Below are 17,651 nucleotides of genomic sequence, written 5' to 3'. Positions count from 1 at the left end.
ATTATGATGAGTTATTTTTTCTATAATATTTAGGGGATTGTTCTATTGCATCCATTATTTTTTCCATAATATTATCAGTAGTATCTTTTTTTAAATCCAATTGAATGGGTTGTTTAAATCTCATTTTTTTTAATACTCCTTTTTTCTTTATTTTTATTCCTACTTTATCATAAGCTTTTTGAAATCCATCTATTACAATAGGAACAACAATTGGTTTATATTTTCTAATAACATGAACGATTCCTCTTCTTCCAGGTGCAAATGCTTGAGTAGTTCCCTGTGGAAAAGTAATCAACCACCCATCATTCAAAGCTATTCCCATACGAGCAATTTCGGATATGGATCTATCTATTTTATTGTCTCCTATTTTTTTCCATATTCTGTTAACAGTAATCCCCCCAGAGTAAGTAAATAATTTTGTTAAAAATCCTTTATTCATAGTTTTTTTATCGGCTACATAATATATATTTACTTTTGGATTTAAAAGATAAATAGGGTTTCTAACGCTATTAATGAATCCATTTTTTACGCTACAAAAAACATGAAACATAGCAAAAACATCTGCAAAATAAGTTTGATGATTAGATACAAAAAGAACTTTTTTATCTGGCAAATCTCTAAGTAATTCTGTTCCTTTCAATTGTAATTGACTGAATCCATTATAACGATTATAAGAAATGCACCCAAAAGTAAAAATTAAGAAACGTTTTATAAAATGTAAATTTCCAAACGCATCTCTAAATAGAGTACTTTCTTTTTTTATCAAATGTTTTTTTTTTTTTTTAAAAAAAAAGAAATAGAAATTCACTGTTTATTTATCTATTTTTTTTTGTAATGTATAAAATTTAGAATAATAGGCTAAAGTAGATAGACAAATTAGAATTAATAAACTATAATATATCCAATAAGGAATAGTTATTGGAGCTCCTTTAGCATAAGAATGTAATCCTGATAAATAATAATTGACTCCAAAATAGGTCATAATAATAGAACTTATTGATAATAAGCTAAAAAGATTAAATATAAACATGTTTCCTATAGGTACAACTAATCTAATATGCAATACAAAAGCATATACCATAATACTTATCAAAGCCCAGGTTTCTTTTGGATCCCAACTCCAATAACGTCCCCAACTATTATTTGCCCAAACAGAACCTAAAAAAGTTCCTATTGTTAATAAAAAAAGGCCCATGGTTAAACATATTTCATTAATAATAGTTAATTTTTCCATATGAATTTGAATTCTTTTACTATATGAATGAAAACGTGCTTGCAAGATATACAAAATAAAAACAAAAAATCCTAAAAAAGATCCTGTAAAAAAAAATCCATAACTAGACGTTATTGTTGCTACATGTATAATTAACCATTTCGATTTTAATACTGGAGATAAATTAGTTATTTCCGGATCCATTATACTTCCATTCGCTATCATTAATAAAATAGATGCCATTACACTTGTTATTCCTGGAATAAGAGTATTTTTATAAAATAAAAAACCTATAGCAATTAAACACCAACTGATAAAAATAGCAGATTCGTATCCATTAGTCCATGGAGCATGTCCAGAAATATACCATCTTGAAATTAAACCTAAAGAATTAAAAATAAATAAAGAAAATAAAATTAAAACAAATATCTTTGAAAAAAAATACATGTATTTTTTTTGGAAAAAAAGAATAAAAAAAGAGTTAATAATAATAATTATACCTAAAAAAGCATATAAAAAAAATAGAATATAAAATATATTTATTTTATTATAAATGATTTCTATATTTATTTTATTTTTTGAAGGCAAAATAGATTTAGCATGTTTCAATTGAAATAATTGAATTTTATTTATTGCATCATCTGCAATCATCCAATTTTTTTCTCTTTGAGATAGGAATAAAGATTTTAGATAATTGTTAAACATAGAAAATCCTTCAGGATTTAATCTATATGAATTTGATACTATCCAACTTTCCCAAGTATGATTACTATCATTTGGTATAGGAAATATACGTAGATATTTTCCCTGAAATATTTCATGAATAATTCCGACTCGTTCACTCAGTCTAAGTACTGCTTTATCATATTCATTTCTTTGCATAGGATCTTTAGAAAAAGCTTTTTCATAATCTTCTTGAAGAATAAATTTTAATTTTAATGTTTTTTGATCTATAGTATATAGATTTATTAAAGAAACATAATAATCTGAATTGTATCTTATTCTATTTAAAAATTTTAATCCTCCTTTTTTATCAACTTTAATAAAAGGAACTTTTGACCAAAAAATGTTATCTTGATGAATGGATATAAACCATTGGTTAGCATCTATATTTCCTATAGAATTATTTTTTTTATGAACTTTTCTAAGCAGTTCAATAGCCATAGTATTCACCGGTTTTATTCTTCCTTGAGGATCTTGTATTAATAAACGTCCGAATTTTTCTCCATGTTTTTTAGGAATATGAATCGCATCAGAAATATTTCCTAAAGGAATTTCTTGCAATTCATGTATTTTAGCAAAAGAAAAGTGACTTTTACTTATAATAAGTAAAAATATAAATAGTAATAACAAATTTTTGTTATAAAAATATTTCAATTTTTTTTTCAAAAAACTGAATCTACTTCCTTTCCAAAATAAAGTCATTACCATCCCTATACTCATTAAAATGTAACCTATATAAGAAAAATAGGTTCCTAAATAATCATTATTTACAGAAAAATAGGTCCCTTTCTCATCTGGATCGTATCCCGATTGAAAAAACCTATACCCTTTATAAATTAAAATGTTATTCATAGAAATAAAATAATTTTTTCTCTTTTTTTTATCTATAAGTGTAACATTACTTACAAAGGAAGATGGTAAATTAGAACCTGGATAATGTTTAACTTGAAATTCATTTAATTGTAAAAAAAAAGGAAGATTTAAAAATATAGATCCATATCCAATAGATATTAAACAATCCTTATTAAATAATATAGGAGAACTCATTTTTGTTGTATTTTTTCCCCCTAGAAAAGTTACCAATTTTGATTTTTTTTGAAAATATATTATCGCTGTAATAGCACTTAATAAGGTATCTTGATTTTCTTGATTATGTGATTCTATATACTCTAATCTCCCTTTTACTATTCCTTCAGGAATAACCCAATGTATAATTTTATGATCTATTTTTATTTGGTATAATTTCTTTACTTTTAAAATATTAGAAATATTTTTTAATAAAAAATTTCTTTTCTTATTGCCCATATTAATGCATTCTGTAGGGAAAGAAGATTTTATATAAATCTTCTTTTTTTTATCAAAAATCTGTATTCCAAAAGGAATTTTCTTATTTAATGAAAATACAATTCCATTGATATTTTTTGTATCTTTATCTTTGATAAAATGTTCTATTCTTCCTTTTTTACTTATTGAAATAATTCTTATAATTTTATATACGGGTTCTTTTTTTGTAAGAATAATTTTAGCCGATGGGATATAATCTATAATTTTTATGTTCAAGGGATAATCTTTAAACATAAACTTTCTTTCATATTTTTTATGATAAGAAGAAAGAATATAAGGATCATGGTAAGTTTTTGTATAAATACCTTGATGAATTTTTAATTTTATATAGTTTTTTCTAGAAATAATTTTTTGATTAATATTTCCTTTTCTTAAAGACATTATTCCTTCAAAACTATAATATCTAGAAAAAATTCCCCCAATAAAAATAAATGCAAAAGATACGTGAAATATAAATAATGGAAATTTATTATAGTTCCATAACTTATATTTCCATATATTTCCTATTAAATTGATAATCATCAATAACATGACCATCTCAAACCAAGTAGATTCATAAACAAATATTTTTGCAAGATCAGTGGAATATTTTTGTTCTATAATAGTTGCTATAGCCATTGAAAATGCTAGTATTATAAATAAAATAGAAGTAATTTTATTGGAAAATATAAATGAAATAATCTTTTTTAAAGGTTTCATATGATAAATTTCAGTATATGTTTATAAAAACATATTTATGGATTAATTGTTAATCCATCATAAGCTAAATGTACATTTTTAGGTAATTCTTTTTCAATTTTTTCGTGAAATCCAAGCATATGGCTAATATGTGTTAAATAAGTTTTTTTAGGAGAAATTTTATCAATAATGTTCAAAGATTCAAAAAGGGTAAAGTGAGAAGGATGTTTGGGTTTTTTTCTTAAAACATTTAAAACTAGAAGATCTAAATTTTTTAACTGTTGAATTGTTTTAATAGGAATATTATTTGCATCTGTTATATATGCAAAATTATCTATACGAAACCCCAAAATAGAAAGAGCCCCATGCCATATAGACAAAGGAAAAATTTTAAAATGTTCTAACAAAAAGAAATTTTTATAATGGTCTATTTCATGTATAGATACATTTGCTATATTGGTTTTTTTTTTACTATTTGATGAAAAAATATAGAAAAATCTTTTTTTTATATTTTCTAAAACTCTACGTAATCCATAAACAGGGATAGATCTATTATTCATATTGACATTAATAGGTCTTATATCCTCTAATCCTCCTATATGATCATAATGTTCATGTGTTATAAGAATTCCATCTAATCTAGTATGATTACTTCGTAACATTTGATACCGGAAATCAGGGCCACAATCAATCAAAAAAAACTTCTTCTTTTTTTCGATTAAAACAGAACTTCTAAGTCTTTGATCTTTTGGATTTTTAGATAAACATACTGGATGTTTAGAACCAATAATAGGAATTCCTTGAGAATTTCCAGTTCCTAAAAAAGTAATTTTCATTTTATATTTACTTCTTTTGAAAAGATTGATGGATTATATTTTTTTGTATTTCATTTATAATGTTTTTTTTTTCTTTTAAGCATTCTTTTACAGAATCCCTCCCCTGTCCTAATTTTAGATCTTTATAACTAAACCAAGATCCATTTTTTTTAATAATCCCTAAGTCTACTCCTATATCTATAATTTCACCTATTTTTGAAATACCTTCTCCATATACAATGTCAAATTCAGCTATTTTAAAAGGAGGAGATAACTTATTTTTAACAACTTTTACTCTTGTTCTATTTCCTAATATTTTTTCTCCATTTTTAATGATATTTCCTTTTCTAATGTCTAATCTTATTGATGAATAAAATTTTAAGGCATTACCTCCTGTTGTAACTTCTGGGTTTCCATAGACTCCAATTTTTTCTCTTAATTGATTAATAAAGATTAAAATACTTTTAGATTTTCCAATACTAGAAGTTAGTTTTCTCAAAGCTTGAGACATCAATCTAGCCTGTAATCCTATTTTAGAGTCACCCATTTCTCCATCTATTTCACTCTTAGGAGTTAAAGCCGCCACGGAATCAACTACTATCATATCAATAATTCCAGATCTAATCAAATTATCCACAATTTCTAATGCTTGCTCTCCATTATCTGGTTGAGATATTATTAATTCTTTTATATTTACTCCTATTTTTTTGGCATAAATACAATCAAAAGCATGTTCCGCATCAATAAAACTGGAAAAACCTCCTAATTTTTGAGATTGGCTTATTGCATGTAAAGCTAAAGTAGTTTTTCCAGAAGATTCTGGACCATATATTTCAATAATACGACCTTTTGGAAATCCTTTAATACCTAAAGCAATATCTAAACTTAAAGATCCAGAAGAAATAATTTCTAAATCGTCTATATAAGAATCTCCCATTTGCATAACGGTCCCTTTCCCATATATTTTATCCATTTTTTCTAATACAAGTTTCAAAGATTTTCTTTTTTTTTCCATGTTTCTATTCATGATATTTTTTTGAAAAACAATTCAATTTTTTAAAAAGAAAAATTTTATTTTTTGGTAATCTTAAAAAAAAATTCTTTCCAGAAGGAATAATATCTACAAGATATTGTGGATTTAAAAACATTAAATCTTGGTAAGAAATGTTTAATCTATAGGAAAAATCTTTTAAAGATATCTTTTCTTGTATAGGAATTAATGATGTTTCTTTATAATTATATTTGTAAGTAGTAGAACGAGATACAGAAATATGATGTTCTTTATAATAATTCATGATATAATTAATAGCAATAAATTTTGGAATATAATTTTTTGTTTCTTTCGGAAAGTATTCCCATAATACCCAAAAGTCTTTTTTATTTGTATTATGATGTTGTAATATTTTATCCACAGTTCCAGGGCCAGCATTATAAGCCGCTAATGCTAATTCCCAATTTCCTATTTTTTTATATAAAAATTTCAAATAACGGCAAGCAGCTTCTGTAGATTTTACAGGATCATTTCTATCATCATAAATATAATTGATATTAAGATCATATATTTTACCAGTTTCAGGCATAAATTGCCATATTCCTTGTGCTCCTACTTTGGAAGTGATAACAGGATTTAAATTTGATTCTACAATAGCTAAATATTTTAATTCTTTTGGAAGTCTATATTTTTCAAGTTTCTCTTCGAACATAGGAAAGTAAAAATCTGACAATGAAATAATTTTTTCTATATATCTACTCATACGAAGATAACTTTCTATAGAAGCATGTACTATTGTATTATATTTTAATATTTTTATTTGGGATTTTTGATTCAAAAAATGTAATCTCAATTTTAACTCTTCTTCATCTATATTAGTAATAATAATGTTTTTTTTATGATATAATTTTTTCCCATACATAGATTTTTTTTTTCCTCCCAACATTTTTTTCCATAATTTTTCTATATAGATTAAATCTAATTTTTGACTGGAAATATTTTTTTGAAAGTTAATGACATTTTTTTGTTCCCAAAATGATTTTGATATAGACTGAATTATCAAACTTTTGAAAATGAGCATAAAGAACATAATTTTTCTTATCGTTTCCATTATTAGTTTTTTCAAGTTTTTAGAAAAGAAAATAAGTACTAATAAACAAATACGTAAAATGAGAGAAACTTTGTCTAAAGTTATTGTTTATTCAGATTTTTCAGAAGATTCTTCGGATACTGAATTTTTTTCTTCAGATGCTTTTTTAAATTCTTTCAGTCCTGTTCCTAATCCTCTCATCAACTCTGGTATTTTTTTACCACCAAAAAGCAAAAGTGCAAGAATAACAATAACCACGATTTCTGTGGTTCCAAAAGTTCCAAGTAGTATTAAAAAAGAAATAAAATTCATAAACAAATATAACAAAAATTATGATTCTATTATATTTTTATCCATTAAAAATGGAATAATCTCCAAAATTAACTTCTTTTGTTTTTTTTATATAAGAAACATGATTTCCTATCATAGAATTATTTAAATTTGCGCATTGAATTTCCGTATAATCTTGAATAACTGATTGTTCTATGTGACTATTTTTTATTTTTGAATGTTTACCTATTGAAACATAAGGTCCTATTATGCTGTTTTCAATATTTGTGTTTTTTTCTATATAACAAGGTTTTATAATTAAACTATTTTTTATGATTGCCTTTTTATGAATTAATTTTAAATATTTAGATTCTATAGATAATATTTTTGAATTTGAACAAATAGTTCTTTTTTTGTTTCCAAAATCCATCCATTCTTTAACTTGCTTACTAATAAATTTTACTCCTTTTTTTCTCATATTTTCTAAAACATATGTAAATTGATATTCTTGTTCATTTTTTATTATGTTATTAGTAGCTTGTAATTCTTTTCTTAATAAAAGACTATTTTTGAAATAATAAAGACCAATAATAGCTAGATTAGAGACATAATTATTTGGTTTTTCTATAAAATGAGTAATTAATCCTGAAGAATCACATTTTACGACTCCAAAAAGATGAGGATTATTAACTTTTTTTGTCCATATGATATTATTGTCTATTGAATTAGTAATTTCCTCCTCAAAAGGAGTATTGTTATAAAATAAAGTATCGGAAAAAACAATAATAATTGATTCTCCAATTAGAGAATCTTTTGCTTTTAATAAAGCATCTGCTGTTCCAAGTGGAGTTTTTTGATAGTAAATAATGGGATTGACTTTTATATCATGAGTTAATTTAAACAATTGTTTTTCAATCTCATTATCAAAACTTCTTATAATAAAAACAACTTCTTGAATTGAAAAAATTTCAATAATTCTAGATAAACTTTTCAAAAGTCTTTTTAAAATTGTTTTTCCTACAATAGGAATGAATGGTTTAGGAGTAGTTAAAGTATGAGGAAGTAAACGTTCCCCTTTTCCAGCCATAGGAATTATAATTTTCATATTCATGATGTCATCATATTCCACTACTTCCAAAACTATTATCCCCTCTTTCAGTTCTATTAAGAAAAGCGCATTTTTTCCACTTTATTCTTGTTTCTTTAATTATATTTAGAATTGCTAGTTTTTCATTGGGCATAATTATCATGTTTTTGAAAAAAACGTTTATTACAAGTATTTTAATTTCTTTTTTTTCAATATAAATAATGCAAATAGCTTTGATTAATTTTTTTTTTAACAAAAAATAAGGATTAATATTTTTAGAAAAATCCATACCAACAATATCTGTTGATACTAACTTTCTTTCCAAAAAATTAATAGAAATAGATCTTTTGATATTAGCAACTAACGTTTTTGACACAAAATTTATTTTTTTTTGATTAAATTAACCAATCTTTTTTTCTCTAAAATAAAAACAATTATTAAATACATAAATTGAAAAAATAAACGAAACTCCATTTTTTTTATTATTACAATTATTATAAATACTAAAAATAGTGCGAACAAAAAATGTATTATGATGTTTTTTATTTCTTTACATATAAAGAAAAATTTTTTTCCCCAAATGTATAAAATTATTAGCATGCATCCATAAGATGAAAGGGTTCCCCATGCAGGAATCATAAAATTCCTGTTAGGAATTAGAATAAAAATTATATTAAATACAAAGGTAATTAATACTCCTACTAAAGATATATAAGTACCAATAATAGGTTTATCTATAATTTTATAAAAAATAGATAAATTGGTATAAATACCTAATAATAGGTTCCCCATCATGATTATAGGAATAATAGATATTGCAATATGATATTTTTTATCAATAAAAAAATCTATAAACATGCTTATGTTTCCACATATTAATACATAAAAAATTAACCCGAAAAGAATAAACATATAAGTGATTTCTTCATAAAAATATTTTGCATCTGAATCTTCAGATTTTTTAAAAAAAATAGGCTCTATTCCCAACCTAAAAATTTTAATATATAAACTCATAAAAGAGGCTATCTTATAACAAGCAGAATAAGATCCATTAATTTCATCAGATCCCCATCTTTTAATCAAAATTTTATCTAAATTTTCATTGATAGAAAAAGCAATAGATCCAAACATTATAGGTATTCCATAATTTAACATTCTTTTAGCAAGAATTTGATTGAATTTTTTTATAGTTACTTTTTTTAAAAGAATAGGAAGTACTAAAAAAAAACTAATGAAAGATGAAATCATATTTGCAAAGAATATGTAACCTGTTCTATCCGTAAAAGAACTTATCCAATTTAAAATAGAACAAAAAAAAGTTTTTTTTAGATGAAGTGTATTGGAAAACATATATATAATTAAAAATGATTGTGTTAAAATATTTACTACATTGATTATAGCATATTTTAAAGGTTTATCGTGTGCACGAAGCCATGCCATAGGAAGAATACAAATAGTATCGAAAAATATAATTAAAAAAAACATAAAAAAGTATTCTTGATGATTCTGATACCCTGCTATAGGAGCTAAGTATTTTATGGAGTTTATAGCAATAATAAAAAAAAAAGAAGTAATCAATAATTGGATTATCACACCTGTTGAAAAAACAGTTTCTTGATTATAATTTTTTTTATATAAAAACCTAAAATAACTATTTTCTAATCCAAAAGAAATAAATCCTATGACCAAAAAAGATAATGCGTACATATCCGTATAGATAGAAAATTCTTCTCTGTTTAAAGAAACGGTAAAGAATTTTAAAAAAGCGTAATTCATGATCTTTGGAAAGATGAATCCTATAGAATATATAATTGTTTGTATTGCTAATTTTCTGTATGAATTCAATATTTTTTATTCAAATTATAAATTTTCTAATTTCTATATTTTTTTATGCATGTATAAACTTTTTTTTTCTATTTTTCATTAGAAAATGAATTATGAGTAACTTTAATAAAATTTTCAACATAAAAAAATGGATTACCGTAAAGGATCAGAAGAATTTATGCTTTATGCTACTAAACATAAGAGAATTAATACTTTAACAATTAATGAATACATAAAATTTATGACTCCTTACATTGTTGAAGAAAGAAAATTAAATGTAGCTCAAATGGATGTTTTTTCTCGATTAATGATGGATAGAGTTATTTTTTTAGGAACTTCTATCGAAGATCAAATTGCTAATATAGTTCAAGCTCAACTATTATTTTTACAATCTGTAGATTCTATGAAGGATATACAAATATATATTAATTCTCCTGGAGGAGATGTCTATGCAGGACTAGGAATATATGATACGATGCAAATCGTAGATCCTGATGTAGCTACAATTTGTACTGGGATGGCTGCTTCTATGGCCGCAGTTTTACTTTGTTCTGGTGTAAAAAAGAAAAGATCTGCATTAAAACATTCTAGAATTATGATTCATCAACCTGTTGGAGGAACACAAGGACAAGCTTCAGATATTGAAATTACGGTTCGTGAAATATTAAAATTAAAAAGAGAACTTTACGAAATTATATCTAAACATTCTGGATTATCCATAGAAAAAATAGAAAAAGATTCAGATAGAGATTATTGGATGACTTCTCAAGAAGCTAAAGAATATGGAATGATAGATGAAGTTTTAGAAGGAAAGATATCTAAGAAATGATCACGACAGGATTCGAACCTGTAACCTACTGCTTAGAAGGCAGTTGCTCTATCCATTTGAGCCACGTGATCCCATGATATCGGGGTAGCAGGATTTGAACCTACGATCTCCTGGTCCCAAACCAGGCGCGATACCCAAACTACGCTATACCCCGGCGGAGAATGTGGGATTCGAACCCACGCGGTTTTTTTTATATATACCGACAGTTTAGCAAACTGTTCCGTTAACCACTCCGGCAATTCTCCCATACAAATCTAAAGTAGATCTGTTAAATAAACAAATAATTTATCCATGATTGGGATATTCTATCCTCGTATGATAAATACTTATCAATTTTTTTTTGATAACCTGTTTAATTTTTTCTATTTCTTTTAAAGTAATATCTGTATTAGAAAATTGATTTTCTATTTTCTGTTTATTAATAATTTTTTCCACTAAGTTTTCTAAATCTTTAGTAGAAGGATTTTTTATACTTTTAGAAGCTGCTTCTATAGAATCTGCTATCATAACAATGGCTGTTTCTTTAGAAAAAGGTTTAGGTCCAGAATATTGAAATTGTTTCTGGTCTATTTTTTTTATACTTTCACATTTTTCTTTTTGTTTTTCATAAAAATAATGAACGAGGCTATTTCCATGGTGTGTTCGTATAAAATCGGTAATAGAAATAGGTAAGTGATATTTTTTGGCTAATTTAATTCCAATAGATACATGTTCTAAAATGATTTTTGCACTTTCTTTTGGACTTAATTTTTCGTGTGGGTTTATTATATCATGTTGATTTTCAATAAAAAACTTAGAGTTTTTTATTTTTCCTATATCATGATAAATAGCTCCTATTTTCACTAAAAGAGAGTTAGCTCCAATTGCAACAGCTGCTTCTTCTGCAATAGTTGCTACTGTTAAAACATGTTGTAAAGTTCCTGGAGCTTTTTTGGATAATAACCTTAATATAGGAGTATTTGTATCCGATAGCTCTAATAATGAAATATCTGAAGTAATATTTAATAATTTTTCAAAAATAAATATTAGTGGACGAACAAATAATAAAGTTAAAATTCCACTAAAAAAAAACAAATAAAAAGTATGTAAAGAAATTTTTTCTAAAGATTCTTCACGAATTAGAGTGAGTGAGATGAAAGTTACTATATAAGTAAAGGTTATTTTTATTACAGAAATTAGAAGAGTTTCCATTTTATAAATATTATTGTTTGTTAATAATACTAGAAAACCTGTGATAATTTGAATAAAAGTAAATTCAAAACTGTTTGGTGTAATTATAGATAATAATAGAATAGTAATTATATGAACAATTATGCTCAAATGGAAATTAAAAAAAGAACGAATACTTATAGGAAGAATACAAAAAGGAATGATGTATAATATTTTATAATTATATTTTAATATTATAATAGTGATTACTGATATCAGTAATATATTACTAATTAAGAAATTAATTTCTCTGTTGTTTTTAAAAATTTTATTTTGAAAATAAAAAAGATATAGTATGAATAAGATAGAAATTATAATTATAATGAAAAAATAACCTAGAAAAAATACATAATTTTTTTTTCGTATTTTTTTATATGAATAGGATAAAGTTTGGATTTTTCTTTTTATTATAATTTCTTTTCCTTTTTTTTTTGGAATATTTTTTCTTTTTACATAGAAAAAAAATTCGATAGAATAAGGATTGTAAAAACAATTTTTACAAATTATTTTTTTGAAAAAAAATGTATTTATAATTTTTGTACGAATATCATTTATTATAAAATGTTTTTCTAGAATATTATTAATTTTATTATAGATATTTCTGAATGGAATAGAAATACATTGTTTATTTTTTTGAAAAAAAATGAAATTATTTTGTTTTTTTATAATAAAATTATATCTGTCTTTATTATATACAGTACTTTTTATTTGAAGAACTAGAAAAAAAATTTTTTTGATCTTTTTTTTTATATCTTTTTTTTTGTTTTCCGTGAAAAAAATTTTTTTCCTTTTTTTCAATTTATTTATTTCTAAATAACATTTATTGGACACAAAAAAACTCAATGGAGAAAGTAGTATATCTTCATAAGATTGAGTTTTTTCTTTTAAAAATTTAAAAATATCTTTTTTTGTAAAAAAAAATGTTGATAATAAAATTGCAATAATAATTATAACTAAAATCTTAGTTGCAATATTTTTACGAAACTTTAAGAAGTTAGCCATTATCTGAAAATTGAAAATTTTGCAATCTTTCTTTTAGGAAGGAGATATTTTTTTAAAGAAAAAGAATCATACTGACTAAAATGATAAAATAACAATATTTTTAATTTCAGTATTTTATATAGTCATATTTTTTTATAAGATGATTGATGTTTTTGTAATATATTAGATAACAATCTATTCTCATCATTAATACTTTCTTCTAAACAAATAGTAGATTCTGTTCGAAGAACCCCTTTTATTTCTCCAATTTTGGAAATAACATCTCTAGCATCCAAAGGATCTCTTGCTATAATTCTACAAAATAGATTGTATTTTCCTGAAGTAATGTATAATTGTACTATATTTGGAATTTTTTTTAATTCTTCTTTGACTAATTTTGATTCACGGGAATCTGATAATATTCCTACAAATGCTATTAAATGAAAACCTAAGGATTCATATCCAATAATCAAAGTACTACCCTTAATAATCCCGGAATCTTCCAATTTTTTAACTCTTACATGAACAGTACCAACGGATAATGGTTTTATTTCTTTACTTATTTGTTTACTTATTTCAGTATATGGAGTTCTAGCATTTATATTTAATTTTCTTACAATAGTCTTGTCTATTTCGTCTGTATTATATCTTAGAATCATTGTTTTATATTTTTTCTTATATTTTTTTTGAATAAAGGTATTAAAAATACCAAGATACAAAACTTTCTTTTTAAGAAATAGATTGTTATTTATCAAGATATTTTTATAATAATTTTATCAAGGATGTTCCCCCTTATATGATTCTTCTGTTTTCTTTTATAAAATATTTATTGTAGAAACGATAGTAATATTTATTAATATTTTTTATTTATTTTCATAAAGTTTTTACTTATTTTTCGTATAGTTCTTTCATAAAACAAATTTTTTATAAAATTACTTTTTATAAAAAATTTACCTAATATTAAAACAGAAAAAAATTGTATTGTTTGTTCCTCCAAAGAATTTAATTTATTTAATAATTTTTGTTGAGTTTCTTTATTACTTTTAGGAAATAAAATTTCGATATTGATTTCGGGTTTTTGTGTTTTACCAGAAAAAATCATTCTTAATTCCGTAAATATAAAGTTGCTTTTTGAGTATTTTTTTTTGATATATTCAATAGCGTTAGATACATATTTAGTCTCATAAGCAATTACATGTACATTAGATTGATAAAAATTATTATTCCAAATAATAAATCCTCCTGGCTTTATTTTAAATTCTTTCTCTAATTCTAATCTTAGAATTGGTATTTTTTTTTGATTAGAAAAATGATATAATCCACTGATAACAAAATATTTTCCACTAGTTTTCATATTTTCTTTAGATGTTTTTTTTAAAAATAGAGGTCCTTCTCCTCTTAATTCAATAAAATTTTTTAAATCTTTATCTAAAAAGATTGATACTTTAGTATTTTTATTTATGTTAGTTTTAATATCTACAAACAAAAAATCATTTTTTTCTTTGACGACTTTTTCTTTTTGTTTTAATTTTAATCCAAAAGGATTAAAATACAAATGAGAAAAATTCAATATTTTTCCATTTTTCATACAAATATGTATTTTATTTTCTTTTTTCGTCATTTGAATTTTTCCACAAATAAATATTTTTCCAAACAAAAAAGGGTTTTGTTTATCATTCGTGTTTAAAACAAGTAAATTTTTTGTTTGAATAGATAAATTCAAATCCCATTTCAAAAAGTTTTTGTGTAATAAGAATCCATGAACAAAACCTTTTGTGTGATATTTCTTTTCTATGAAAGAAGAAGGAGATAATGTGCAGGATTTAGAAAAAATATTTATATAAAATGGACTTGTCATTTCATAATATGTATTTGTAGAATTGATTTTTATTCCAAATTTTGTAATTTTTAATTTACCAAAATAATTAGGCTCATATAAATTCCCAAAAACCTGTATATTTCCTGTAATAATACCTTTTACTTCACTATTCATTTTTTTCCAAAGAAAGGAAAAATTATCCATATTTAAATTTTTAATATGAATTTTAAAATTCAGTTTTGATTTATTTCGTAATTTATTGTTGATATTTCCATCTACTTTTACAAGTTCATGAGAGTTATTTTTTAAAATTCCATAAATTTTATAATTATTTTTTTGTTGAATAAAAGAATAAACGTAAAAATTTCCTAATGGATTATCGTTAATTGATAATTTTTCTATTGCAATATGTATATTTGGTTCTATTTGATTATTTATGTATTTACATGAAATGATTCCATTTATTAATCCATCCAAATTTTTTTTAAAAAAAATTTTTTTTAACTGTACGTTTTGCAGATAAAATTGAAATATTTGATTTTTATTATTAATAAAATCTATATTAATAATAATTTTTTGTTTTCCTGAATAAAAAATAAGATGATCAATGGTATATTTTTGATGAATAAAATCTACTTTAATTTTTCCAAAATTATTAATTTTCCAATCATATTCATTGATATTAAATTTAGAAGAATACAAAGGATAAAAAGTGAAATAATTTCTGTCTTTTTTACAAACTAAATTCAATATTTGTTCTTGATATCCTTTTTTTGTTTTTAAAAAAAATTTAGAGTTTATCATGTAGGAATTATCTTCATTTAAAAGAGATATATCTATTTTTTTTTGAAAAAAATTTTTGTAAATCATTTTTTCAATATAAAGATGAACCTTCTTTTTTAAAGAGGAATTAATTATTATGAATGGTTTTTCAAGAAAAAATTTATGGAACCGAATTAATTTTGTAAAAACAAACATTTTAAATACATTATTTTCTTTTTTTCCTGAAATTTGAATATCAGAAAATATATTTCTATGTTTTTTATGTTCTAAAAAATCGAAAAAGGATTTTTTAATTAAAAAATTAAAATTTATATACTTGATCTGTTTATGACAAAAATTTTTTAGAAAAAAAATTCTTTTCATAATATTAACCAAATATTTCCATTGAAAATATCCATGAACGTGACCAATAAGCATATTATATATATTAATATCAATTTTCTTAAAGGATTGATTATTTATTAATATTGCTTTTATTATGGGTTCATTATATCTACTAGTAGTATTATTTATATTTATAGATATTTTATGAAAATTTGTATCGTCTATTTTTCCTTCTAAACTAATTTTATATGGGAAAAAAAATAGAGATGTAGATATGCATTTCGTATTTCCTTTAAAATTGATAAAAATATTTTCATTTTTTTTTGTAGAAAAATATTTATTAATATCAATAGATAATACATTCTTTTTTTTAAAAGAAAAATAAAGATATTTCTTTTTTAGGAAAATTTTACCTGTATATTGAATATCGTTATTCAAAAAATTAATGAAGGCTAATATTTTAGCTTTTATAAAATAATTATGAATTATACCTTCTACTTGTAAATTTCTTTTTTTTAAAATTAAATTTCCTTCATATGTTATCCATTGATTATTTAACCTTTTTTTTATAAAATTCATAAATAAATTATAATTATTATATGAAATTATTTTTCTTATTTTAGAATAATTTAACCGAATAAAAGTTTTATAACATTTAATTTTTTCATATTTATTTTTTACATAAAAAATGTCAATTTTATTTGAAAAAAATTGATTTCCTTGTAAATCATTTATGTAAATGTTAGAAAGAACGAATTTTTTATTTATATTATTGAATTTTCCATTGATGTTACCTTGAATGAAGGATTTAAAAGACCATTTATTGAAAATAAGAGTTCCTAAATCTGAACCTAATACTGATCCTTTTAAAATTTTACATTGAATTTCTTTTTCAAAAAGATAATTTTTATTCTTTTTATCGTAAAAAGTAAAAGATCCTTTTAAATAACTATGAGAGGTTTGAATAGAACAATGATAAAATTCAACTTTTGAAAAGTAATAATATATTAAATCACAACATAAATTTTTGATTAAAAAATTTTTATTTTTTTTATCTTGGAAAGAACAAATAGTAGCTTTTATTTTTTTATTATTAATAATAATATTTTTTATATGAGTAAAAAAAACATGATTTATTTTATTAAATGTTAAACTAGACGGGTTTATAACTAATTTATAACAAGTTATTTTACGTATTCCATTAGATTTTTTATTGACTAAAACATTCTTGATAAAAAAAAGGATATTATTATCTTTTTCTTTATAATATTTTTTTATAAAAAAAGAAGAATGTTCGATGAAACAATTTTGAATATTTAAATATTCAGAATTTATAAAAAGAAAATAAAATAAATTATTAATAGATATTTTACATTTAGATAAACGAATAAAAGGAAAATGATGATGATCTCTAATTTTTACATCATAAAAAATGAGTTCTTTTTTTAAAAAATTGATAGTAGCATGTTTTATAGAAACTCTTTTACCAAAATGAGATCTTATTTTTTTTAAAAAAAATTTTGAAGTTTTTTCTTGTATATTTTTTTGATTATAATAAAAAGTAAAAAAAACGAATCCTAATACAAAAAATAGAAAAAATATTCTTGTTTTTTTTAAAAACAATTTTTTCCAAAAAACATTGTTCATTTTCAAATATATTGTTATTTTTTA

At 22.8% G+C, this 17,651-nt stretch carries 13 protein-coding genes and 3 tRNA genes; 1 reads left to right on the top strand and 15 read right to left on the bottom strand.

Features of this window, described 5'->3' with window-relative positions:
* Position 1 precedes the first annotated feature (1 nt).
* From H0H63_RS00210 to H0H63_RS00170, 9 genes are all read right to left on the bottom strand, one after another.
* A complete protein-coding gene (locus H0H63_RS00210) occupies positions 2 to 766 on the bottom strand; it encodes a lysophospholipid acyltransferase family protein (RefSeq protein ID WP_185858558.1) in 765 nt (254 codons plus the stop codon).
* A gap of 45 nt (positions 767 to 811) precedes the next feature.
* Positions 812 to 3,979: a cytochrome c biogenesis protein CcsA gene (gene ccsA, locus H0H63_RS00205; protein ID WP_185858557.1), complete on the bottom strand. Its 3,168-nt coding sequence runs from the start codon at positions 3,977 to 3,979 to the stop codon at positions 812 to 814.
* A gap of 35 nt (positions 3,980 to 4,014) precedes the next feature.
* Complete coding sequence (locus H0H63_RS00200; RefSeq protein WP_185858556.1) at positions 4,015 to 4,794, bottom strand: MBL fold metallo-hydrolase; 780 nt, start codon at positions 4,792 to 4,794, stop codon at positions 4,015 to 4,017.
* Between the two features lie 7 nt (positions 4,795 to 4,801).
* Positions 4,802 to 5,800 carry a recombinase RecA gene (gene recA / locus H0H63_RS00195; protein WP_185858555.1) on the bottom strand — a complete coding sequence of 333 codons (999 nt, stop codon included), beginning with the start codon at positions 5,798 to 5,800 and terminating at the stop codon, positions 4,802 to 4,804.
* The gene (locus H0H63_RS00190; protein WP_238784408.1) at positions 5,793 to 6,845 is read right to left on the bottom strand and encodes a lytic transglycosylase domain-containing protein; all 1,053 of its coding nucleotides are present in this window, start codon (positions 6,843 to 6,845) and stop codon (positions 5,793 to 5,795) included. Before H0H63_RS00190 ends, recA begins: the two co-directional genes overlap by 8 nt.
* Before the next feature lie 117 nt (positions 6,846 to 6,962).
* Positions 6,963 to 7,166 carry a Sec-independent protein translocase subunit TatA/TatB gene (locus tag H0H63_RS00185; RefSeq protein ID WP_185858554.1) on the bottom strand — a complete coding sequence of 68 codons (204 nt, stop codon included), beginning with the start codon at positions 7,164 to 7,166 and terminating at the stop codon, positions 6,963 to 6,965.
* A gap of 37 nt (positions 7,167 to 7,203) precedes the next feature.
* Positions 7,204 to 8,229 carry a sugar phosphate nucleotidyltransferase gene (locus H0H63_RS00180; RefSeq protein ID WP_185858553.1) on the bottom strand — a complete coding sequence of 342 codons (1,026 nt, stop codon included), beginning with the start codon at positions 8,227 to 8,229 and terminating at the stop codon, positions 7,204 to 7,206.
* 13 nt (positions 8,230 to 8,242) lie between these two features.
* The gene (locus tag H0H63_RS00175; protein ID WP_238784407.1) at positions 8,243 to 8,587 is read right to left on the bottom strand and encodes a dCTP deaminase/dUTPase family protein; all 345 of its coding nucleotides are present in this window, start codon (positions 8,585 to 8,587) and stop codon (positions 8,243 to 8,245) included.
* A gap of 5 nt (positions 8,588 to 8,592) precedes the next feature.
* Complete coding sequence (locus tag H0H63_RS00170; protein ID WP_238784406.1) at positions 8,593 to 9,987, bottom strand: lipopolysaccharide biosynthesis protein; 1,395 nt, start codon at positions 9,985 to 9,987, stop codon at positions 8,593 to 8,595.
* 196 nt (positions 9,988 to 10,183) lie between these two features.
* Here H0H63_RS00170 and clpP point away from each other — a divergent pair, with 196 nt between their 5' ends.
* Positions 10,184 to 10,864 (top strand): ATP-dependent Clp endopeptidase proteolytic subunit ClpP, encoded by a 681-nt coding sequence (clpP, locus tag H0H63_RS00165; protein WP_185858551.1) that lies wholly within the window; start codon positions 10,184 to 10,186, stop codon positions 10,862 to 10,864.
* On the opposite strand, the gene H0H63_RS00160 is transcribed toward clpP, so the two are convergent.
* The 6 genes from H0H63_RS00160 to H0H63_RS00135 form a co-directional block, all read right to left on the bottom strand.
* Positions 10,862 to 10,935, bottom strand: a tRNA-Arg gene (locus H0H63_RS00160). The genes clpP and H0H63_RS00160 overlap by 3 nt on opposite strands.
* Before the next feature lie 8 nt (positions 10,936 to 10,943).
* Positions 10,944 to 11,018 (bottom strand) — tRNA-Pro (locus tag H0H63_RS00155).
* Position 11,019: 1 nt separating this feature from the next.
* Positions 11,020 to 11,109: transfer RNA gene (locus H0H63_RS00150), tRNA-Ser, on the bottom strand.
* A 40-nt stretch (positions 11,110 to 11,149) separates the two neighbouring features.
* Entirely contained in the window at positions 11,150 to 13,075 is a 1,926-nt protein-coding gene (locus tag H0H63_RS00145) for an HD family phosphohydrolase (RefSeq protein ID WP_185858550.1), read from the bottom strand.
* A 122-nt stretch (positions 13,076 to 13,197) separates the two neighbouring features.
* The gene (locus tag H0H63_RS00140) at positions 13,198 to 13,713 is read right to left on the bottom strand and encodes an Lrp/AsnC family transcriptional regulator (protein WP_185858549.1); all 516 of its coding nucleotides are present in this window, start codon (positions 13,711 to 13,713) and stop codon (positions 13,198 to 13,200) included.
* A gap of 194 nt (positions 13,714 to 13,907) precedes the next feature.
* Positions 13,908 to 17,627 carry a translocation/assembly module TamB domain-containing protein gene (locus H0H63_RS00135; protein ID WP_185858548.1) on the bottom strand — a complete coding sequence of 1,240 codons (3,720 nt, stop codon included), beginning with the start codon at positions 17,625 to 17,627 and terminating at the stop codon, positions 13,908 to 13,910.
* Positions 17,628 to 17,651 lie beyond the last annotated feature (24 nt).

Source organism: Blattabacterium cuenoti, assembly GCF_014251655.1.
GTDB classification, from domain to species: Bacteria; Bacteroidota; Bacteroidia; order Flavobacteriales; family Blattabacteriaceae; genus Blattabacterium; species Blattabacterium cuenoti_I.
This window is presented reverse-complemented; position numbering and strand designations above follow the sequence as displayed.